The organism is Desulfovibrio legallii, assembly GCF_004309735.1.
GTDB classification, from domain to species: domain Bacteria; phylum Desulfobacterota; class Desulfovibrionia; order Desulfovibrionales; family Desulfovibrionaceae; genus Desulfovibrio; species Desulfovibrio legallii.
This window is the reverse complement of sequence record NZ_SIXC01000002.1, coordinates 278,787-299,573: the sequence shown is the minus strand read 5'-3', so window position 1 is coordinate 299,573 and position 20,787 is coordinate 278,787. Positions and strand designations below refer to the sequence as shown.

Sequence of the window (20,787 nt, the reverse complement as noted above, 5' to 3'; positions counted from 1 at the left end):
ATGGCCCATCATGAAGTTCTTATGGCCGGCACGGGCGGGCAGGGGCTTGTGTTTTCCGCCTCTTTTCTGGCTGAGGCCGCCATTCTGGACGGAAAAAACGTGGTCCAGACCCAGTCTTACGGCATCTCGCAGCGTGGCGGCTTCATCAGTGCTGAAGTGCTGCTGGACGATGAAGAAATTCTGTTCCAGCAGGTGGTCAGGCCCGACATCATCATTGCCCTAAATGATGTAGTGGGCACGCGCTACGACGCGGCCCAAGGGCCTGTGGTTTATGACTGCTCGCTCATGAAGCCCCGCACCATGAAAAACTGGATAGGCGTCCCCATGTCGCAGATCGCGCACGAGCTGGGCGCGCCCAAATCCGCCAACCTGGCTGGCCTTGGCGCGGCCATGGTCATCAGCGGTGCCCTTCCGGTGCAGACCTTGCTCACCATTGCGGCGCACAAGGGCAAGCCGGAGGTGGCCAAACTGAATGTGGAAGTGATCAGACGGGGCGCGGCCGCTGCCGAATCCGCGCAGGGGGGCAACTGATGAGTGCGGAAAAGAAGAGCTTCAATGTCCGCGTGGACGATGTCCTGTGCAAAGGCTGCGGCTATTGCCGGGAGTTGTGCCCCAAGGGGGTGTATGCTCTGGGACAGGAATATAATGCGGCCGGTTATACGTTTATGACCGTGGCGGCCATGGACAACTGCATCGGCTGCCGCACCTGCATGATGGTCTGTCCCGACTTTGCCATCGAGGTTTCCGAGCGTTAAGCGCGGTTTGCCCCCAAGGGGCGGACAACCCCAACTCTTCTAGACGATTCTGGAAAGATTGTATGGTATATAAAACGTTTGTGGAACTTGAATCCGCAGTTATGGGCAAGGCCCACAAGTGCCGAGTGGCCGTGGTGGAAGCTGCGGACGCCCATGTGCTGGAAGCCGTGCGACATGCGGTGGACGTGGGGCTGGTGGAGCCGCTGCTGTTCGGCAATCCCGCCGCCATAGAGGGAAAAATGCGTCAGGTGGGCCTTTCCCCGGACGCCTGCCCCGTCATTGCCGCTACAGATCCGCTGGATGCGGCCACCAGGGCCGGTCTGGCCGTCAAGGGCGGCCGTGCGGATTTCATCCTTAAGGGGCTGATCCAGACGGGCGTGCTGCTCAAAGGCCTTTTTAAGGAAGAAACGGGCTTTCGCACCGGGCGGCTTATTTCGCACATGAACCTTGTGCAGGCGCCCGCCTACCCCAAGCTGCTGGCTCTGTGCGATGCGGCCATCAACATCGCGCCCACGCTGGAGCAGAAGCGAGATATCCTGCAGAACGCCGTGGACGCTCTGGCCCGCATGGGCATCGACAACCCCAAGGTGGCCGTGTTGGCCGCTGCGGAAACCGTTAACGAAAAAATGCCCGCCAGCGTGGACGCGGCTCGGCTGAAAGAAATGCAGCAGCAGGGCAGCATCACGGGCTGCATTGTGGAAGGCCCCATTTCCTTTGACTTGGCCATTTGCCCTGAGGCCGCGCAAACCAAGGGTTTCCACAGCCCCGTGGCCGGCGTGGCTGATCTGCTTGTCTGTCCGGACATTGTGGCGGCTAACGTGCTGATCAAGTGTCTGCGCCACATGGCCAACGCCCTCACCGCCGGCATAGTGGTGGGCGGACGGGTGCCGGTGGTGCTGAATTCGCGCGCTGCCAGCGCCGAGGACAAGTTTAGGACCATGGTTCTGGCCGCGGCCGCGGCACGCTGATCCAGATGCTAGGCGCGGCGTCCGGCCCGGCTGATGCCTTTCAGTCCGGACGCCGCATTCCTCCACTGCGCCGTCGTACAGGCGGCGCACGCCTGGGGCACGGCTGCCGCGCCCCAGGCGCGCTACCACAACTTGCATAAGGACACCCCATGGCGGACACCAAGTACACCATTCTTGCCATTAATCCCGGTTCCACCTCCACGCGCATTGCCGTTTACGAAAACCAGACCCTGCTGTTCCAGAAAAAGGTGGACCACCCGGCGGCATCGTTGCGTGTCTTCAGCAGCAACGTGGCGCAGTTCCCCATCCGTCTTGAAGCCATCAAGGCGGCTTTGGCGGCGGAGCAGTTCGACCTGCGGCGGCTTGCTGCCGTGGCGGGGCGCGGCGGAAAACTCCCCCCACTGGAACAGGGCGCTTATCTGGTCAACGACGATATGCTCACCTTTCTGCGCGACCACCCCATTGATGATCACGCTTCCAACCTGGGAGCGCTGCTGGCGCAGGAGATCGCCCAGCCCCTCGGCATCCCGGCCTACATTTACGACGCCGTAGTCATGGACCAGATGGAAGACATTGCCAAGCTTTCCGGCCTGCCAGAAATCCGCCGCAAGGCTTCCTGCCATGCCCTGAATATGCGGGCTATGGCTATCAAGGCCGCACAGGCCAAGGGCTGGCGTCTGGAGGAGAAGAACATCATCGTCTGTCATATGGGCGCGGGCATCAGCGCCACGGTCATCCACGGAGGCCGGATGGTGGACGTGATCACGGACGAAGAGGGCCCCTATTCTCCTGAACGGTCCGGGGGCCTGCCCAACCGACAGCTTATCGACCTGTGCTTTTCCGGCGGGTTCGACCGCCTGTCGGCCACCAAAAGGACGCGGGGTCAGGGCGGGCTTATGGCTTACCTGGGCACCAACAACGCCCTGGAGGTGGAAGACCGCATTGCCGCCGGGGACGCCGAGGCCCGCCTGGTTTACGACGGGCTGACTTACCAGGTGGCCAAAAACGTGGCCTCGCTGGGGGCCGTGGTCAGCGGTGCAGTGGATCTGGTGGTGCTGACCGGAGCCCTGGCCCACTCCTCGTATATTATTGACCGCGTAGCACCCCGTGTGGCCTTTCTTGGCGAAGTGCAGGTGCTGCCCGGCGAGAATGAGCTTGAGGCTTTGGCCTACGGCATCCTGCGCGTCCTGCGCAAGGACGAGGGCTTCCATATCTTTCACGATCCCCAGGCTTGCTAGGCGTTGCCCGCGGGTTCCACGACCCTTTGCCGTGCGGGGCCGCGGCTGCCGCGCACGCCGCTTTCTCTGCGGCCGGGCTTGTGGCGGGCGGCAAGTTCCCGGTAGTCCCTACCTCCCGGGGCGGGCGCCGGAGTTTTACGCGATTCACTCCGGCGCCCACTGCCTTCCTTGGTCTAGTGGATAACGAAATAAACCTGCAGGTAAATATTGTTAACAAAATAAGCGCTGGCAGTGGGTAAAATAAGGATAGATACTCACAGCATGCTAACATAATTGGACATATGCTATATGGCACAATGCTTGCTTTTGCCTGGTATCCCAAGCTGCAAAGGCCTTTGCGGCGCTGTTCCGACAGGCAACGGCAATGATTAAATTGTTTAGTTATATTAAATTATTGGCTATTGCGCGTACGGCGGAAGCCTGCGCCAGGAACTGCGGCGTTGCAGCGTAATGCCGGCAAGATGACAAGGAGGTAAAGCAGGCATGCTTTAGGGCCGCGCGGCCGGTGGAAGGCGCGCGCAGGACGCCCGTTTCAATCTGACTAACCGTCGTTACCGGGGGCCGTCGTGACGGTCCCATCCCCCGCCGGCACCATGCTGTGGGGCGAATTGCTCACGTAAAGGAACTGTTATGGCAGACACGGCTGTGAACTCGAAGGGGAACCTTGCCCAAAAAATACGTTTGGGTGGAGCTATTCTTTCTATCTTTCTCGGCATCTGGGTAGCCATGATGCCGCCGCCCCCGGGGCTTGATTCCAAGACTATGGTGGCTTTGGGTATTACGGTGTGGGCTGTGGGCTGGTGGATAACCGAAATCGTGCCCGAATTCGTCACCGGCCTCATGATGTGCATCTTTTGGGCCGCGCTCAAGTGCGTGCCCTTTAAAACCGCCTTTTCCACTTTTTCCACATCCGGCTGGTGGATTATGGTGGGCGCTTTCGCCCTGGGATCCGTGGCGGGCAAAACCGGCCTGCTCAAGCGCATTTCCCTGTGGGTGCTCAAGCTTTTCCCCGCCAGCTACACCGGCCAGGTCTGGGGCCTTCTGGGCTCCGGCACAATTATTTCTCCGCTGATTCCCAGCATGAACGCCAAGGCCACGCTTTCTACTCCCATTGCCATGAGCATCAGCGACGAGTTGGGCATTGAGCGCAAGTCCCGTGCGGCCAACGGGCTTTTCGGCGCGTGTTACGTGGGCTTCATCATTATGGGGCACATGTTCATGAGCGGTTCTTTCAGCCACTATGTGCTGGTGGGCATGCTGCCGGAAGGCTATCGGGATGTCACCTGGCTGCAGTGGCTGTTGTGGTCGCTGCCCTGGGGCGTGTGTGTGTTCGTGGGGCTGGGTCTGTTTCTTGTTTTTGCCTACCGGCCTGACAAAAAAGTGATGCTGCCGCCCGGTTACAGTTCGGAACAGCTGGCCAAGCTCGGCCCCATGAGCCGGGACGAGAAAATCTGCCTGCTGGTGCTCATTGGCACCCTGCTGATGTGGATGACCGAAAAGCTGCACAGGATTTCCGCCGGTGAAGTGGCGATCATGGCCATGTGTCTGCTCCTGGTGCTCAAGGTTATGGACAAGAACGACTTCAAGACGCGCATTGACTGGACGTCCGTGGTCTTTGTGGGCAGCATCCTGAACATGGCCGCTGTTATCCAGTCTCTGAAAGTGGACCGTTGGCTGGGGTCCGAGCTGCAGCCCATTCTGGTCAACGTGGTGTCCGAGCCGGCGCTGCTCATCATCACTCTGGTGGTGGCCGCATCGGTCATCAAGCTCATCATTGTTTCGCTTACCTCCGCCGCAGCCATTTTCGTGCTGGTGCTGCCGCCTTTGATGATCGCCAACGGCATCAACCCTTGGATAGCCTGCATGGTCACCTTTGCCGGCAGCAACATCTGGTACCTGAGCTATATGAACTCCATCTATCTCTGCGCGCATTTTGGCACGCAGGGGCAACTGGCCAAGCACAGCTCTATGGTCAAACTTTCCGCCGCCTATTCGGTCATCTGCACCTTGGGTTTCCTGGTCAGCATTCCCTACTGGCGTATGCTTGGCCTGATAAAATAGCCGCCCAGCGCAGGATGTCGCTTGCGGTCTGAACCAGTTGTAACCCGCGGGCGGGGTCTTCCCCGTCCGCGGGTTTTGCGTCAAGGTCCGGCCTAGCGCAAGGCCGCGTGTCTTTGTTGCGCGGGCCGTGTCCGCCCGCGGCCTTGCCAAGGCCGGGCGGAACGCATATGCTCTTGCGCGTTCTGGTGAATTTTTTTCGCGCAAGAGCATTTTTTTGTATAAAAGGGCGGGGGCCTGCGTTTCCGTTCTTTTACCCGTCCAGGCAACGCCCGTTGTGGGTCTTGGCCATTCCCCGGAGGACGGGGTTTTTTCCGGCGCGCCCCGTGGGGCCGTAAGCCGAGGTGGTATGGACAAGGATCGCAAGGAAGCCCTGCAGGTGGCCAAGGAACTGACCGCCAAGTTTATTGAAACGCGCACCGTTTCGCCCGGCAATTTCGCCGAGGTCTTTCCGGCGGTCTACAAGGTAGTCTGCACCGCCATTGGCGTGGACCCCGGCCTGGACAACGGCGGGAAGCGGGTGTGAGCGGCGCGCCTTCCACTACGCCGCGCGGGGCCGACCCGCGCGCGGCCTCTCCGGGCACAGGGCACGACGCGGCTGTGGCCGGCATGTTCGGCCGCATCGTGCCCTTCTACGACCTGCTTAACCGGGTGCTCAGCCTGGGGCTGGACGTCTACTGGCGGCGCGTACTGGCGCGCAACGTGCGCCTGGGGCAGACGGGCCTGGTGCTGGACCTTGCCGCCGGCACTCTGGACGTGGCCTTGGCCGTGCGCCGCCGCTACCCCGGCGCGTGCGTGCCCGCCATGGATTTCTGTCCGCCCATGCTGGTGCGGGGCCGCCGCAAGCTGCGCGGGGCCGACGCCCGCAACATTCTGCCCGTGGCCGCCGACGCCAAGCGTCTGCCCTTGCCGGACGCCTGCGTGGATTGCGTGACCATGGCCTTCGGCATCCGCAACATCCTGCCGCGCGAGCGGGCCTTTGCCGAAATGCTGCGCGTGCTCCGGCCCGGCGGCCGGGCTTGTATTCTGGAGTTCGGTTCCGGGCGGGAACGCATCTGGGGCGGGCTGTATAATCTTTACCTCAACCGCGCGCTGCCACTGGTAGGACGGATTTTTTCCAAGGATCCCGCCGCCTATGAGTACCTGGCCGCCACCATCCGGCAGTTTCCGCCGGCGGCGGCCCTGGAGCGGGAAATGCGCGATGCGGGCTTTGCCCGCGCCTGGCACGAAAAGCTCACCTCGGGCATTGTCTGCCTGCACGTGGGCGAAAAAGGGCGTTAACGGGCAAGGCTCGTCAGCAGCAGGCCCACGGCCACGGCAGTCAGGCCCACGGCGCGCAGCCGTCCTTCGGGCTGGGCCAGCAGCTCGCGCAGGGCGCGGCGCATGCCGCGGGGAAAGAGCGCCCAGCAAAGCCCTTCCAGCACAACGGCCAGGCCCAGGGCGCGCAAAAAAAGATCAAAATCAAACCGCATGCTTTGGTGGTTACGGAAAAGCGCGGTTTTGTAAAGGACCACAACTATGGTGACATTTGAGGATCTTTGCGCCGGCAAGGGCACCCTGGCCGTGGTGGGCCTGGGCTATGTGGGGTTGCCGCTGGCCGTGGCCTTTTCACGCCACATGCCTGTTCTGGGCTTTGACTGCAGCGCCCGGCGCATTGCCGAGCTCAAGGCCGGCAGCGACCACACCCGCGAGGTGGACCACGACCGTCTGGCCGCCGCCAGGGTGCGCTATTCCGACAACCCCGCGGACCTGCGGCAGGCCGACGTGGTGGTGGTGGCCGTGCCCACGCCTATTGACCACCACCGTTCGCCGGACCTGACCCCCGTGGTGGGGGCCAGCACCACTGTGGGGCAGAATCTGCGCCCCGGCTGCGTGGTGGTCTACGAATCCACGGTCTATCCCGGTCTGACCGAAGAAATCTGCGTGCCCATTCTGGAGCGGGAATCCGGCCTCAAGCTGGGGCGGGACTTTACCGTGGGCTACTCGCCGGAGCGCATCAACCCCGGCGATAAGGTCCATACCGTGGAAACCATCGTCAAGATTGTTTCCGGCTCGGACAAGGCTACCGCCGACCTGCTGGAGAGGCTCTACGGTTCCGTAGTGCGGGCGGGCACCCACCGCGCCTCCAGCATCAAGGTGGCCGAGGCCGCCAAGGTCATTGAAAACACCCAGCGCGACCTCAACATCGCCCTTATGAACGAACTGGCCATTATTTTCGGCCGCATGGGCATCGATACCCAGGAAGTGCTGGAGGCCGCCGGCAGCAAATGGAACTTTCTGCCCTTCCGGCCCGGTCTGGTGGGCGGGCACTGCATTGGCGTGGACCCCTATTACCTCACCTACAAGGCCGAAGAACTGGGCTTTCACCCCGAAGTCATCTTGGCCGGTCGCCGCATCAACGACAACATGGGCAAGTATGTGGCGGAATGCGTCGTCAAGCGTCTCATCAAGAGCGGCCGGGTCATCAGTGGCGCGCGCGTGGGCATTTTGGGCTTCACCTTCAAGGAGAATGTCCCCGACCTGCGCAACACCCGCGTGGTGGACGTGGTGCGTGAGCTGGAGGACTACGGCGTCACCGTGCTGGTGAGCGATGCCGAGGCCGATCCGGAAGAAGCCCTGCGCGAATACGGCCAGACCCTGCTGCCGCAGGAGGATCTGCACGACCTGGACGGCCTCATCTTGGCCGTAAGCCATAAGGCTTATGCCGGGCTGACCCCTGCTGCCGTGAAAGCGCTCTTCGCCGCGCCGGACAATGCCGTGGTCTTGGACGTGAAGTCCTTTTTCGACGTGGCCGCCATGCGCGCCGCAGGCATAGACTACTGGAGGCTGTAGCCGCGTGACCCTGCTGCTCTGCGCCGCCACGGCCCGCGAATTGGCGGGCCTTGCGCCGGGCTTTGCGCCGCCGGGGCTGCCGCCCCTGGCCGTCGCGCCGGGGGGGGCCACGGACGACCCCTGGCCGGAAATGCGCCTCTGGCCCCTGCCCTTGCGGCGGGGCCGCGCCTTGTGCTGCCTGACGGGCGTGGGGCCGCTCAACGCGGCCTTGGCTCTGGGGCTGGCCCTGGAGCGGGCGCGGGCGGAAGGCACGCCCGTGAGCGTTGTGTGTAACGCTGGTCTGGCCGGGGCCTTCAGCCTGGAGGATCGGCCCCTGCGTTCGCTCTGTCTGGTGCGTGAAGAAATCTGGCCAGAATACGGCCTCAACGATGGGCGCTCTGTGGTGGCCGGGGCCTTCGGTTTTCCCCTCTGGCAGCCGCCCGGCGGCGCGCCCGTGCGCGACCGTCTGCCCCTGGCCGGGGCGGACGTCCTGGGCGCAGGCGCGGCGGCGCTGCCTGCAGTCCGGTCGCTCACCGTGGCCGGAGTGACGGCCAGCCGTGAGCGGGCGGAGCAGCTGTGCCGGAGCTATGGCGCGGACCTGGAAAATATGGAAGGCTTTGCCGTGGCCTATGCCTGTGCCCGGGCCGGACTGCCCTGCGTGGAGGCGCGCTGCGTGTCCAACAAGGTGGGCCCGCGCGCCAGGGACGAAAAAGACTTTGCGGGAGCTTTGCACGCCCTGGCCGGGGTGCTGCCCGCCCTCAACTGCAACTGAGTAGCGTCATGATCCAACTGAAAGCGCGCCTGGCCCTGGAGTTGCCCGCCGTCAACCGGGCCCTGGAGCGGGCGACGGCAAGCCTGCCCGCCTCCGTGCGGCCCGTGGCCCAGCATATTTTTCAGGCTGGGGGCAAGCGCCTGCGGCCCCTGCTCACCGTGCTTATGGCGCGGCTTCTTGGCTGTGGGCGGGAAGACATCCACGACCTGGCCGTGACGCTGGAGATGCTCCACGCCGCCACCCTGCTGCACGATGACGTGCTGGACAATGCCGTGAGCCGTCGGGGGCAGCCTGCTGCGCACACGGTGTATACTGTGGGCACGGTCATTCTGGCCGGAGACGCGCTGCTGGCCGGGGCCAACGCGCTGGTGGCGGGCTTTGGCGACACGCGTCTGACGCGCTGCTTTTCCGAGGCCACCAGCCGTACGGCTGCGGGTGAAATTCTGGAAATCGAGGCCCAGGGCCGGGTGGACGTGAGTGCCGCGGCCTATGAAGAAATCATCCGGGGCAAGACGGCCTGGCTTATCCGCGCGGCCTGTGAGCTGGGGGCCCTGGCCGCCGGGGTCGCAGATCCTTTGGTGGCCGCGGCCGCGGCCTACGGCGAAAATCTGGGCATGGCCTTTCAGATGGTAGACGACGCCCTGGACTTTGCGCCGGAAAGCGTCACGGGCAAACCCACGGGCGGCGATGTGCGCGAAGGCAAGCTGACCCCGCCTTTGCGCCTTTACCGCGAGAGCCTTGCGGAGGCGGAACGCGCCGCCTTTGACGCGGCCTTCTGCGCTGGACTCATGACCGCGCAGGACGCCGCCGCCATTGCCGCGCGTATCCGCGAGGCGGGCTTTGACGCCCAGGTGCGCCGTCAGGCCGAAGGCTTTCTGGACGTGGCCCGTGAGGCCGTGCACGGCCTGCCCGAAAGGCCGGAGCGCCGTTTTCTGCTCCAGATGGCCGATTACGTGCGGGACAGGAAAAAGTAGTTCGTCAGGGGGCGGGGACGGCAGCACGCTGCCTCCGGGCCCACGTTTGCCCTTCCCCTTCGGGTTTGAACCGGAGAGGGAAGAGCCCCCGCAAAAAGGGAATATTCACAAGGAAGCGTGTCATGCTCTACAGGGTGGAAACCGGCCCCCACGCCGGAATGGACGATACGCAGGGGCGTAAGACGGCCCTGCGGCTGCGCAAGGATCTCGACCTGACCGTGGCCGCCGTGCGGCAGACCAAGGTCTTTACCGTGGACGGTCTGGACGCGCCCCAGGTGCAGCGCCTGCTGGACGAAGGCGTCTGGCACGACCCCATTCTGCAGCAGGCGGCGCTTACCCCGCTGCCTTTGGCGCAGCCCGCGCAGTGGTTCGTGGAAGTGGGCTTTCGCCCCGGCGTCACGGACAACGAAGCCCGCACGGCGCGGGACACGGCCGCTCTGGTGCTGGGTCTGCCGCGAGAAGGCCTGCGCGTCTATACCTCGGTGCAGTACCGCATCAGCGAGGACCCCGCCGCGCCCCTGCGCCGCGAACAGGTGGACGCCCTGGCCCGCGATCTGCTCTGCAATACCCTGATCCAGCGCTATCGCGTCAAAAGCGCGCAGGAATGGCAGGCGGCCCCCGGCTTTGAGCCTCAGGCCGCCAAGGTTACGGGCGCGGCCGACGCCACGGTGGAAACCGTGGCCCTCTCCGCTATGGACGACGCGGCCCTGCAACGGGCCAGCCGGGAAAACACCTGGGCACTTAATCTTACGGAGCTGCACCGCATCCGTGCGCACTTCACCGGGCTGGAGGAAGCCGCCCGGCGCGCCGCCCTGCAGCTGCCCGCCGACCCTACGGACGTGGAAATGGAAGTGCTGGCCCAGACCTGGTCCGAGCATTGTAAACACAAGATTTTCGCCGCGCGTATCGACTATACGGACGCGGATACGGGCCGCCGCGAGGTGGTGGACAACCTCTACAAAACCTGCATCCGCGACGCCACGGCCATCCTGCGGGAGCGCATGGGCGAGAAGGACTATTGCAAGTCCGTGTTCAAGGACAATGCAGGCGTCATTGCGTTTATCAACGGCTACGACGCCTGCATCAAGGTAGAGACGCACAACAGCCCCTCGGCCCTGGACCCCTACGGCGGGGCGCTTACGGGCATTGTGGGCGTGAACCGCGACCCCATGGGCACGGGCATGGGTGCGGAATTGGTCTGCAATACGGATGTGTTCTGCTTTGCCTCGCCCTTTTATGACCAGCCCCTGCCCCCGCGCCTGCTGCACCCCCGCCGCGTGCTGGAAGGCGTGCGCGAAGGCGTGGAGCACGGCGGCAACAAGTCCGGCATTCCCACGGTCAACGGCTCTCTGGTCTTTGACCAGCGCTTTCTGGGCAAGCCCCTGGTCTTTTGCGGCACCGTGGGGCTGCTGCCTGCAGAAATCAACGGCCGCGCCGGCTGGTACAAGAAGGCCGAGCCGGGCGACGTCATTGTCATGACTGGCGGCCGCATCGGCAAGGACGGCATCCACGGGGCCACCTTTTCCTCCGAAGAGCTGCACGAAGGCTCCCCGGCCACGGCCGTGCAGATCGGCGACCCTATTACGCAACGCAAGATGTATGACTTTATTCTGCGCGCGCGGGATATGGGTCTGTACCACGCCATTACGGACAACGGCGCGGGCGGCCTCTCTTCCTCCGTGGGCGAAATGGCCGAAGATACGGGCGGCTGCGTGCTGGACATCGCCAAGGCCCCCCTCAAGTACGACGGCCTGCGGCCCTGGGAGATCCTGCTCTCCGAGGCGCAGGAGCGTATGACCCTGGCCGTGCCCCCGAACAAACTGGAGCAGTTTCTGGAGCTGGCTGCCCGTATGGACGTGGAGGCCACGGCCCTGGGCTATTTTACGGAATCCGGCTGCTTTGAAGTGCGCTACGGCGAACGCGTGGTGGCCTCGCTGGATATGGACTTCATGCACAACGGCGTGCCCCAGCTGCACCTGGAAGCCCAGTGGAGCGCGCCCGAAGTGCGGGACATCCGTGTGGACGTGGCGCAGGTGGAGCAGGGGGCCTTTTTGCAGCGCATGCTGGGCAGGTTGAACATCTGCTCCAAGGAATACATTGTCCGCCAGTATGACCATGAGGTGCGCGGTGGCAGCGTGGTCAAGCCCATGGTGGGCGTCAAGCGCGATGGTCCGTCAGACGCGGGCGTGCTGCGGCCCCTGCTGGAATCGGACGCCGGTCTGGTAGTTTCGCACGGCATCTGCCCCAAGTTCAGCGACTACGACGCCTACTGGATGATGGCCAATGCCATGGACGAAGCCATCCGCAACGCCGTGGCTGTGGGCGCCAACCCCGACGCCCTGGCCGGGGTGGACAACTTCTGTTGGTGCGACCCGGTGGTAAGCCCGTCCAACCCCGATGGCCGCTACAAGCTGGCCCAGCTGGTGCGGGCCTGCCGTGCCCTGCGGCAGTTCTCCCTGGCCTTCGGCGTGCCCTGCATTTCCGGCAAGGATTCCATGAAGAACGACTACACCGGCGGCGGGGAGCGCATCTCCATTCCGCCTACGGTGCTCTTCTCCGTACTGGGGGTCATGGGCAACGTGACGGCGGCGCAGACTTCAGATTTCAAGCGTCCCGGCGACCTCATCTATGTGCTGGGCGGTACCTGGCGCGAAATGGCGGGCAGCGAGGCCGCCGACGAGCTGGGCCTCAAGGGCGGGCGTGTGCCCCATGTGGACGCCGCCACGGCCCTGCCGCGCTACCGCGCCGTCAACGCCCTTATGGGGCAGAAGGCCATTGCCGCCTGCCACGACTGCTCCGACGGCGGCCTGGCTGTGGCCCTGGCCGAGATGTGCATTGGCGGGCGTCTGGGGGCCGAGGTGGACCTGAACGCCGTGCCCGCTCTGGAGGCCATGAACCTGACCGAACTGCTTTACAGCGAGTCGGCCAGCCGACTGGTCATCAGCGTGCGGCCGGACCTGGGCATGATTTTTGACGCCCTGGGGCAGTGGCAGCTCTGTACCCGCATCGGCACGGTTACGGAGGACGCACGGCTGACCCTGCGCAGCGGCGACAGCCTGCTTTGTGCTGCGCCCGTGGAGGATCTGGCCAAGGCCTTCAAGCGTACCCTGGACTGGTAGCGGCAGGGGCCGACGCGCTGACTGCTGCAGAAGGCAGGGCAGGGGGGGCGCTGGCTGCGGGAGAATAGCGGGCCTGGCGCGGCAGGGATGGCGGGACCGGAGGTTGGTCGTCCCGCTGCAGCAAAAACAGCCTTTTTTGCGCCAAACGGCGTCAGCGGCGGATTTTTGCTGCCCACGGATTTGGGGCAATCCCGGCGAAAAAGCGTTTTGATGCTGACCGCCCCGGCCACATTGGTCGGGGCGGTTCTTGGTACTTCCCTGTGGGGGGAGGAACAGCGAAAAACTGTTACAGAGAAAAAATCAGGAAACCGGCCTGGCAGGGCCGTGGGCGGCGGGCAGGCCAGGGCTGGCGGCAGGCATGGACGTGGTAGGGTGCGGATGCAGAGTCTCTTGCGGCGTGGCGGCCGGGGCGGAGGAGCCCTCTGGTCCGGCGTGCGTCGCGTCGGGTCGTCCCTCTGTGGGGCTCTGGGCATCGGCAGGGCTTTGTGCCGCAGCCTGCCCCTGTGCTGCGGCCTGAGAGGCTGCGGCGGACGTATCCTGCAGCCAAGGGCGGCTGCTGCGGGCCAAAGGCACGGGCGTGGATCCGGCGGGGTAGCTGGCAGGGGGCAGCTCTTCCGCCTGGCGCACACCGTGCACCTCATGCGCGGCGGCGGGCATTTCCGCTTCGGCCGGGGGCAAGGGGCGGGGCGTACGGCGGGTCATGAGCATGCCCGGTTCCGGATCCAGAAGCCCTTCCAGATAGTCGCTCACGGTAACAAAGCGCTGGCAGCCGCCTGCCCGCAGGTCGCGGATGATGCGGGGCAGGTCGTCCACCGTGCGTTTGTGCGTGTCATGAAACAGAAAAATGCCCCGCAGGGTTCCGGGCTGGTAGACCGTGCCCAGAGTGGAGCGCAGGGTGGCATAATTGGCGGGCAGGCGCTGCCAGTCGCGGCTGTCCAGCGACCAGAGCAGAATAGAGAGCCCCAGTTCACCGGCCACTTTTTCCGTATAGGCGTCAAAGGCCCCGTAGGGCGGCCGCAGAAACACTGGCGCGGCCCCCAGGGAACGCAGCACGGCGTCGGTGCGGCGAATTTCCTCGGCTTTGCGCTCCGGTGAAGCCAGACGCAGATTGGGGTGAGAATAGGAGTGGTTGCCTACCTCATGCCCTTCAGCCAAAATGCGCCGGACGGTGTCCGGGTGGCGCTCGGCCTGGCTGCCCAAGAGAAAAAATGTGGCGGGGATGCCGTATTCTGCCAGCATATCCAGCAGTTGCGGCGTATTGACGGAAGGCCCGTCGTCAAAGGTGATGGCGCACAGATTTTCCCGCATGGGCTGGCGCATGATGACAGCGCCGTCCACCACCCGGGCGGGGGCCGCCTGAGCGGTCAGCGCCAGCAGGCTGCAACAGGCTGCGATGCCGATATATTTCAAAAGCGCTTGCATACCAGCCTCGGAAAAAAACATGGGACGGGGCAGAACCCGTCCTGGGGGCAGGTCTAGCACTCCCCACGGCGTACCGCAAGGCAGCGCGGTGCGATTTTGCCGCATTTGCGCGGTGGACGGGAGAAATAGCCAGAAAATTGAGGGTAATAAAAGAGTAAAAAAGTTTAAATTTTTTTACTTGGCAAAATTTTCTTGACGAAGCGGGGGCTTTTGCATAGAACTCTATCTCCGGGGCGGGCAGTTAGCTCAGCTGGTAGAGCATCGCCTTCACACGGCGGGGGTCACAGGTTCAAGTCCTGTACTGCCCACCAGCCCACCTTACGGAGCGGTAGTTAAGACGGTTATAACGCCGGCCTGTCACGCCGGAGGCCGAGGGTTCGAGTCCCTTCCGCTCCGCCAGAAGCCAAGCGCGGCACTGCGACCACATCGCGGTGCCGCGCTTTTTGGTTCCGCACCCAAGAACGGGGCAAGCGCCTTCTATAGCCGCTATGCCCCGTTCTTTGCGGCAGACCCTGCAGACCTCGTTTACGCCACCGGCAAAAAAAACTATATTGCCCAAGAGACATGGTAACGGCCTGCAGACGCGTGCGGCGCACGCCACGGCCCGTGGAGGAGGTGCCTTTTGCCACACGGACTTCAAGGCGCGACTGTGGAAACACCGTCGTGGAAGGTCGACCCCGGTCTGAACTACCTTCAGGCCTCCACACAAAAGGAACAGTTGTTCGGTCTGGACGCGGGTGGGCTGCTGGGGCGGCCCTTCCAGGAATTCATGGACCCTGCGGACGCCGTGAAAATTCCTGATCTGTTTTATCGTGAAGGGGCCCCGTGCGCTTTTGCGCATGTGGTGGTGCGCTATATTTCCGCCACGGGCTTTCTGCTGGTGGTGGAAATCAGTGGCGTGCCCCTGTTTGCCGAAGACGGCGCGCTGTTGGGCTTTCAGGGGGTGGAGTGCGACCTGGCCGCCCTGCCGGCCCGGACCGGGCAGGAAATGCCCGCGCTGGACACCATTTTTGGCCTGACCCCCATAGCCGCTTGCGTGGTGGGCCGGGACGGACGGCTGCTGGCCGCCAATGCCAGGCATGCCGTTCTATCGGGGCGGCCGCTCATGGAGGTCATTGGCCGGCACGTGAAGGATCTGCACCGGGAGAGCGGGGAAAAAATAGTCCAGGATTTCATAAAGCTGGATGCCGGCGGCCGCATCCCTGACCATGAACTGGCCATAGGCGACAGGGAATATCTTATTGCCGTGACCCCCATCACCAGCGCGATGAACAAAATCATCGCCATCTGCGTCATCCATCTGGACATTACAGAACGCAAACACCTTGAGCGTCAGTTGCAGGTAGCGAACCGCCGCCTGGCGGAACTGAACTCCAGGGATTACCTGACAGGCGTCTACAACCGACGGCATTTCGACGCTTCGCTTGCCCGCGAGGTGTCGCGATTGGGCCGGGCCGGCGGCGTGCTGAGTGTGGCGCTCATCGATGTGGACAATTTCAAGCTCTTTAATGACCGGTATGGGCATCTGGCAGGCGACCACTGCCTCACGGCCGTGGCCAAGGCCATGAGCGACAGCCTGCTCCGCGCTGAGGACAGGCTGTTCCGCTACGGAGGCGAAGAATTTGCCGTCCTTATGCCCCATACGGACGAAGAGGGCGCTCTGGTCATGGCAAAGCGTCTGCGCGACGCCGTCTATGCCCTCCAGATTCCTCATGTGGACAGCTCCTGGGGACGGGTGACCGTGAGCATTGGCCTTAAAACCATTGCTGCCGTTTGCGCCTACTGTGAACACAGTGCGGGCGAAGCCATCGTCATGGGAACGGACAAGGCGCTCTATCGGGCCAAGGCCAACGGCAGAAACGCCATAGCCTTTGCGGACAAGGTCTGCAGGATGGAGGAACAAAAATAGGGCATTGCAACGTTGCAAGGCCCTGGTGGTTACGTAGGCAGACGCCCGCCGTGGAGGCGCGGCTTCAGCCGTTGCGACGCAGGCGCTTGGCCCGTTACGACGGAGGAAGCTCCGGGCAAAGACAACAGTGCTGGCTACGGATGACGACAGCAGCGCTATGTAGTTGCGCGGGTAAGCGCCGGCACGGGGGCGCCGTAACCTTTGAGAATATACATTCTCAAAAGTAGTCTGCTCTGACAAAGCAGAACGTCGCAGCAGCGGCAGCCTTTTTGCGCTGCCCGCGGCAACGTTTTTTTGCTGCTCACGGGCTGCGCAAGGTTGTTTTCTGGCTTTTCAGCTGGCTGATGGTTGCTCCTTGATGCGGAACCAGCGCAGCCGCAAGGCGTTGCTGACCACAGAGAAAGAGGAAAGGGCCATGGCGGTGCCGGCGATCATGGGGGAGAGCATGGGGCCGCCAAAGGCGTGCAGCAGGCCGGCGGCCACGGGCAGGCCCAATATGTTGTAGCCAAAGGCCCAGCACAGATTCTGGCGGATATTGCGCATGGTGGCGCGGGAAAGGGCCAGGGCCGTGAGTACGGCCTCCATGCCGTCGCGCATGAGCACCATGTCGCCGGCTTCGGCGCTCACGTCCACGCCCGTGCCCACGGCCATGCCCACATGCGCCGCGGCCAGGGCCGGAGCATCGTTAACGCCGTCGCCCACCATGCCCACGATATTTCCTTCCTCCTGCAGGCGGCGCACATAGTCCGCCTTTTGTGCGGGCAGCAGGCCGGCGGCCACTTCGTCCACGCCGGCTCTGGCGGCGACGGCGCGGGCCGTGCGTTCGTTATCGCCGGTGAGCATGACCACGCGCACGCCCATATGGCGCAGCCGGGCCACCACGGAGGCCGATTCGGGGCGCAGGGCGTCGGCCAGGGCCAGCACGGCAGCCAGGCGGGCCTCGGCCCCCGCGCCCAGGGCCAGAAGCAGCGGGGTCTGGCCGGCTTCGGCCAGGGCGGCCAGATGGGCCAGCACGTCCTGCGGCACGCGCAGACCGCGTTCTTCCATAAAAGCGCGGTTGCCCACGGCCACGGTTTCCGCGCCCACTTTGCCGGCAATGCCCAGTCCGGGGCTGACCGCCACTTCGTCCACTGCGGCGGCAATCAGTTGGCGTTCCTTGGCGGCGGCCAGAATGGCATGGGCCAGGGGGTGCTCGGAGCGGGCCTCCAGGCTGGCGGCCAGACCCAGCAGGGCGTTTTCGTCCCATGCCGCCGCGTCGGGCAGCACGTCCAGGCCCGTAAGCACGGGTTTGCCCGTGGTGAGGGTGCCGGTTTTGTCCACGGCCAGCACGCTGATGCGTCCGGCCTGTTCCAGGGCCGCGCCGTTCTTGATCAGCACGCCCAACTGCGCGCCGCGACCCGTGCCCACCATGATGGACATGGGCGTGGCAAGGCCCATGGCGCAGGGGCAGGCCATGACCAGCACGGCCACAAAAACGGTGAGGGCTGTGGTGATGGGCTCGTTGCTGAAGATCAGCCAGGCCAGGGCGGCCAGCACGGCCAGCAGCATGACCGTGGGCACGAAGTAAAAGCTCACCTTGTCGGCCAGCCGGGCTATGGGGGCCTTGCTGCCCTGGGCCTCGCGCACCAGGCGGATGATGCGCGCCAAGCGCGTATGACCGCCCACGGCCTCGGCCCGCAGGGTGAGCGAGCCCTCGCCGTTGACGCTGCCCGCCACCAGCTTGTCGTCCGGGGCCACGGGCACGGGCATGGATTCGCCCGTCAGCAGGGAAACGTCCACGGCGCTGCGGCCCGTGAGCACCACGCCGTCCACGGGCACGCGGCCGCCGGGCTTGAGCAGCAGTGTGTCACCGGCGCGCACCTGGGCCAGGGGCACTTCGCGCGGGGCGGCGGCCGCGTCGGCGGGATCCAGCAGCAGGGCCGTTTCCGGGGTGAGGCTCATGAGCGCGCCCATGGCGTCCCCGGCCTTGCGTTTGGCTGTGGCTTCAAGAAACTGCCCCAGCTCAATCATGGTCAGCAGCACGGCGCAGGATTCGTAGTAGAGGTTCATGGCGCGGGTCATGGGCTCGGATCCGGCCAGCCCCAGGAGCGTGTTGCCCAGACTGAACAGGAAGGCCGCACCCGTGCCCACGGCCACCAGGCTGTCCATGGCCGGGGCGCGGCGCAGCAGGGCCACGATGCCGTCTTTGTAAAAATGGCGGCCCAGCCAGACCACGGGCAGGGTCAGCAGCAGCTGCACCAGCATAAAAGTGCGGGGCGCGCTGTGCGGGTCCAGCCAGGAGGGCAGGGGCAGGCCCACCATGTGCCCCATGGAAACCACCAGCAAGGGCACGGCAAAGCAGGCCATGGGGATCAGACGGCGCAGGCGGGCCTGGATGTCGGCCTGCGCGCGGGCTTTGTTGGCCGCAAACTCGGCGGAGGCGTTGTCCTCGGCGGCGGGGGCCGCCGTAAAGCCCAGGGCGGCCACGCGTTCCACCAGACTTTTGCTGACGGCGTCCTCTTCGCCCGGTCTGGTCCAGACTTCGGCCTTGGCCGTGGCCAGATTGACGCTGATTTTGTCCACGCCTTCCATGCGGCCCACCACCCGCTCAATACGCGAGGAGCAGGCCGCGCAGTGCATGCCTCCGATGTCGAAACGCAAGGGGCAGGCCCCTGCTTCCTTGTTGGCGCTCATGCAGACCTCCGTCTTGTCATTGACCGTGGCGGCGCGTATACTGCCGTCATCTGAAAATGAAAATTGTTTCCCAAGGAGGATATGATGAAAACGCTGAAAGTCAATGGTATGCGCTGCGGGCACTGCAAGGCCTCGGTGGAGGAAGCAGCGGGCAAGATTGCCGGCGTGAAAAACCCGCAGGTGGACCTGGAGGCCAAGGAATTGCGCTTTGAAGAAAGCGCGCCCGTGGATATGGCCGCCCTGCGCTCGGCCATCACCAATATCGGTTTTGACCCGGAATAAGGTTTTTTTCCCTTCAACTGCCGTTTTTTTAGAGCAGTTAGCGAATGAAATGAGCTAACTGCTCTGCAAGGATTTTCTTGAAAATCCTTGCCACGAAATGCGAGAAGGCAGGCTTTTGCCTGCCGTAAGCGAGCATTTCAAGTGTTAAATGCTCTAAATAAAGGGAGCGAGGCGTCCGTCGCCTGACCGCCGCCCGGTCAACGCTGTTCCGGGCTGCGTCGCCTGTCCGGGCCTGGCCGTTGCGGCGGGGAGACGCTGTCGCCGCCTTGCCGTTTGCCGCCGAATATCGTAGGTATCGGCAATCACCTCCGGGCCCGGCGGCCATACTGCCGGGCCCGTAACGGCGGCAGCGGCATGCAAGACTTTTTTTCTTCTACCGGTTTGCGCGGGGGGCGTTTCCCGTTTTTATGGGCGGCGCTGGCCCTGGCGGTTTTTTGCTGCCTGTGGCCGCGGGCTGCGGCCACGGCCCCTGTGCCCGCGCTGGACTTTACCCTGGTGCGCCTGGGCGACGAGAGCGGGCAGGTGGTCTTGGTGGTGGGCGGCATCCAGGGCGATGAGCCCGGCGGCTTTTCCGCCGCCACGTTGCTGTCCACGCACTACACCATTCGCCGGGGCGGCCTGTGGGTGGTGCCAAATCTCAATTTCCCCAGTATTATCAAGCGCTCGCGTGGGCTCTACGGTGACATGAACCGTAAGTTCGCCCGGCTGGACCGGGGCGACCCGGAATACAGCGTGGTGCGTCGCATTCAGGATCTCATCCGGCATCCCAAGGTGGTTCTGGTGCTCAACCTGCACGACGGCAGCGGCTACTACCGTCCTGCCCATGAGGACAAGCTGCGCAATCCTGCGCGCTGGGGACAGTCCGTAATCATCGATCAGGAGCGCCTGCCGGGCGTGTTCATGGGCGATCTGGTCCATGAGGCGCGGCAGGCCGCCGCCGCCGCCAATGAGGGCCTGCTGGACCCCGGCCACCGTCTGCACGTGCACAACACGCGCACGGCCGAAGGCGACCGCGAGATGGAAAAAAGCCTTTCGTACTACGCCGTGCGCCAGGGCAAGGCGGCCTTTGGCCTGGAGGCCAGCAAGGAATTCCCCGTGGAGTTGCGCGCTTACTATCATCTGTGCATGGTGGAATCGCTGCTGCGCCAGGCCGGGGTGGAGTTTGCGCGCGGCTTTGAGCTCAGCCCGCAGGGCGTGCGCGGGGCCCTGCTGGAAAATCTGGGCGTGTCCTTTGCCGGCAACCGCATTTTTTTGCCCCTGGAGGACGCGCGCCCGACCATCAATTATCTGCCCCTGCCCAAGGAGGCCTCGACCACGGCTGTGCCTTCCAAACCCATCATGGCCGTGCTGCCCTGCGAGCAAAACGACGGCCAGTACTGCGTGCACTACGGCAACCGCATGATCACGCTCATCCGGCCCGAATGGCGGGAGGTGGACACCAGCCTCGGCGGTCTGCGCGTGCGCGTGGACGGCCAGGACATGGACGTGCCTTTTGGCCAGGTGCTGGACGTGCGCGGGGAGCTGCTGGTACACCCGCAGCAGGGTGTGCGCGTCAACGCCATCGGCGTGGACAGCGGCCAGGCGGACGAAAGCGGCCTGACCCTGCGCCGCAAGGATTTTTTGCCCCGCTTTTCCGTGGACCGGCAGGGGTGCATTTTTCGGGTGGAGGCGTATAAAGGCCAGCGCTGCAGTGGCATGCTTCTGGTACGCTTCGTGACCGACGCACCCCGGCAGGCGCGCAACGCGCCGTTGCCCGACAGGCCGGGGCCGGAATCCGCCCTGGGGTTCTGAGGCGCAGGCGGTCGC

The 20,787-nt window shown here is 64.2% G+C and carries 17 protein-coding genes and 2 tRNA genes; 16 read left to right on the top strand and 3 right to left on the bottom strand.

What is annotated here, in order from left to right; genetic code table 11:
- The 7 genes from EB812_RS02465 (at position 1) to EB812_RS02440 (ending at position 6,300) form a co-directional block, all read left to right on the top strand.
- A complete protein-coding gene (locus tag EB812_RS02465) occupies positions 1-531 on the top strand; it encodes a 2-oxoacid:acceptor oxidoreductase family protein (protein WP_165450869.1) in 531 nt (176 codons plus the stop codon).
- Positions 531-755: a 4Fe-4S dicluster domain-containing protein gene (locus tag EB812_RS02460; RefSeq protein WP_118230705.1), complete on the top strand. Its 225-nt coding sequence runs from the start codon at positions 531-533 to the stop codon at positions 753-755. Before EB812_RS02465 ends, EB812_RS02460 begins: the two co-directional genes overlap by 1 nt.
- Positions 756-817: 62 nt before the next feature.
- Positions 818-1,723, top strand: coding sequence for a bifunctional enoyl-CoA hydratase/phosphate acetyltransferase (locus EB812_RS02455; RefSeq protein ID WP_118230706.1), 906 nt, complete (start codon positions 818-820; stop codon positions 1,721-1,723).
- A 149-nt stretch (positions 1,724-1,872) separates the two neighbouring features.
- The gene (gene buk, locus EB812_RS02450; protein ID WP_118230707.1) at positions 1,873-2,961 is read left to right on the top strand and encodes a butyrate kinase; all 1,089 of its coding nucleotides are present in this window, start codon (positions 1,873-1,875) and stop codon (positions 2,959-2,961) included.
- Positions 2,962-3,591: 630 nt separating this feature from the next.
- Positions 3,592-5,022: an SLC13 family permease gene (locus EB812_RS02445; RefSeq protein WP_118230708.1), complete on the top strand. Its 1,431-nt coding sequence runs from the start codon at positions 3,592-3,594 to the stop codon at positions 5,020-5,022.
- A 346-nt stretch (positions 5,023-5,368) separates the two neighbouring features.
- On the top strand, positions 5,369-5,545 hold the full coding sequence (locus tag EB812_RS11630) for a hypothetical protein (protein ID WP_165450868.1): 177 nt from the start codon (positions 5,369-5,371) through the stop codon (positions 5,543-5,545).
- 83 nt (positions 5,546-5,628) lie between these two features.
- Positions 5,629-6,300, top strand: a complete 672-nt coding sequence (locus EB812_RS02440; RefSeq protein ID WP_118230711.1) for a ubiquinone/menaquinone biosynthesis methyltransferase — start codon at positions 5,629-5,631, stop codon at positions 6,298-6,300.
- Here the strand turns inward: EB812_RS02440 and EB812_RS02435 are convergent.
- Positions 6,297-6,491 (bottom strand): DUF2065 domain-containing protein, encoded by a 195-nt coding sequence (locus EB812_RS02435; protein WP_118230712.1) that lies wholly within the window; start codon positions 6,489-6,491, stop codon positions 6,297-6,299. The genes EB812_RS02440 and EB812_RS02435 overlap by 4 nt on opposite strands.
- A 46-nt stretch (positions 6,492-6,537) precedes the next feature.
- On the opposite strand from EB812_RS02435, the gene EB812_RS02430 reads away from it, so the two are divergent.
- The 4 genes from EB812_RS02430 (at position 6,538) to EB812_RS02415 (ending at position 12,695) form a co-directional block, all read left to right on the top strand.
- The gene (locus EB812_RS02430; RefSeq protein ID WP_118230710.1) at positions 6,538-7,851 is read left to right on the top strand and encodes a nucleotide sugar dehydrogenase; all 1,314 of its coding nucleotides are present in this window, start codon (positions 6,538-6,540) and stop codon (positions 7,849-7,851) included.
- 4 nt (positions 7,852-7,855) lie between these two features.
- The gene (gene mqnB, locus EB812_RS02425) at positions 7,856-8,602 is read left to right on the top strand and encodes a futalosine hydrolase (RefSeq protein ID WP_130957778.1); all 747 of its coding nucleotides are present in this window, start codon (positions 7,856-7,858) and stop codon (positions 8,600-8,602) included.
- An 8-nt stretch (positions 8,603-8,610) separates the two neighbouring features.
- On the top strand, positions 8,611-9,576 hold the full coding sequence (locus tag EB812_RS02420) for a polyprenyl synthetase family protein (protein ID WP_118230231.1): 966 nt from the start codon (positions 8,611-8,613) through the stop codon (positions 9,574-9,576).
- A gap of 122 nt (positions 9,577-9,698) precedes the next feature.
- A complete protein-coding gene (locus tag EB812_RS02415) occupies positions 9,699-12,695 on the top strand; it encodes an AIR synthase-related protein (protein ID WP_118230232.1) in 2,997 nt (998 codons plus the stop codon).
- Positions 12,696-12,995: 300 nt separating this feature from the next.
- Here EB812_RS02415 and EB812_RS02410 read toward each other — a convergent pair whose 3' ends face one another.
- A complete protein-coding gene (locus tag EB812_RS02410; protein WP_118230281.1) occupies positions 12,996-14,117 on the bottom strand; it encodes a polysaccharide deacetylase family protein in 1,122 nt (373 codons plus the stop codon).
- A gap of 235 nt (positions 14,118-14,352) precedes the next feature.
- Between EB812_RS02410 and EB812_RS02405 the strand changes: the two genes are divergently transcribed.
- The 3 genes from EB812_RS02405 (at position 14,353) to EB812_RS02395 (ending at position 16,026) form a co-directional block, all read left to right on the top strand.
- Positions 14,353-14,428: transfer RNA gene (locus EB812_RS02405), tRNA-Val, on the top strand.
- Between the two features lie 11 nt (positions 14,429-14,439).
- Positions 14,440-14,516 (top strand) — tRNA-Asp (locus tag EB812_RS02400).
- A gap of 250 nt (positions 14,517-14,766) precedes the next feature.
- Positions 14,767-16,026, top strand: coding sequence for a sensor domain-containing diguanylate cyclase (locus EB812_RS02395; protein ID WP_165450867.1), 1,260 nt, complete (start codon positions 14,767-14,769; stop codon positions 16,024-16,026).
- A 333-nt stretch (positions 16,027-16,359) separates the two neighbouring features.
- Here EB812_RS02395 and EB812_RS02390 read toward each other — a convergent pair whose 3' ends face one another.
- Positions 16,360-18,699, bottom strand: coding sequence for a heavy metal translocating P-type ATPase (locus EB812_RS02390; protein ID WP_118230234.1), 2,340 nt, complete (start codon positions 18,697-18,699; stop codon positions 16,360-16,362).
- Between the two features lie 84 nt (positions 18,700-18,783).
- Between EB812_RS02390 and EB812_RS02385 the strand changes: the two genes are divergently transcribed.
- Positions 18,784-18,981 (top strand): heavy-metal-associated domain-containing protein, encoded by a 198-nt coding sequence (locus EB812_RS02385; RefSeq protein WP_118230235.1) that lies wholly within the window; start codon positions 18,784-18,786, stop codon positions 18,979-18,981.
- 354 nt (positions 18,982-19,335) lie between these two features.
- Positions 19,336-20,772: a M14 family metallopeptidase gene (locus EB812_RS02380; RefSeq protein WP_118230236.1), complete on the top strand. Its 1,437-nt coding sequence runs from the start codon at positions 19,336-19,338 to the stop codon at positions 20,770-20,772.
- Positions 20,773-20,787: the final 15 nt, after the last annotated feature.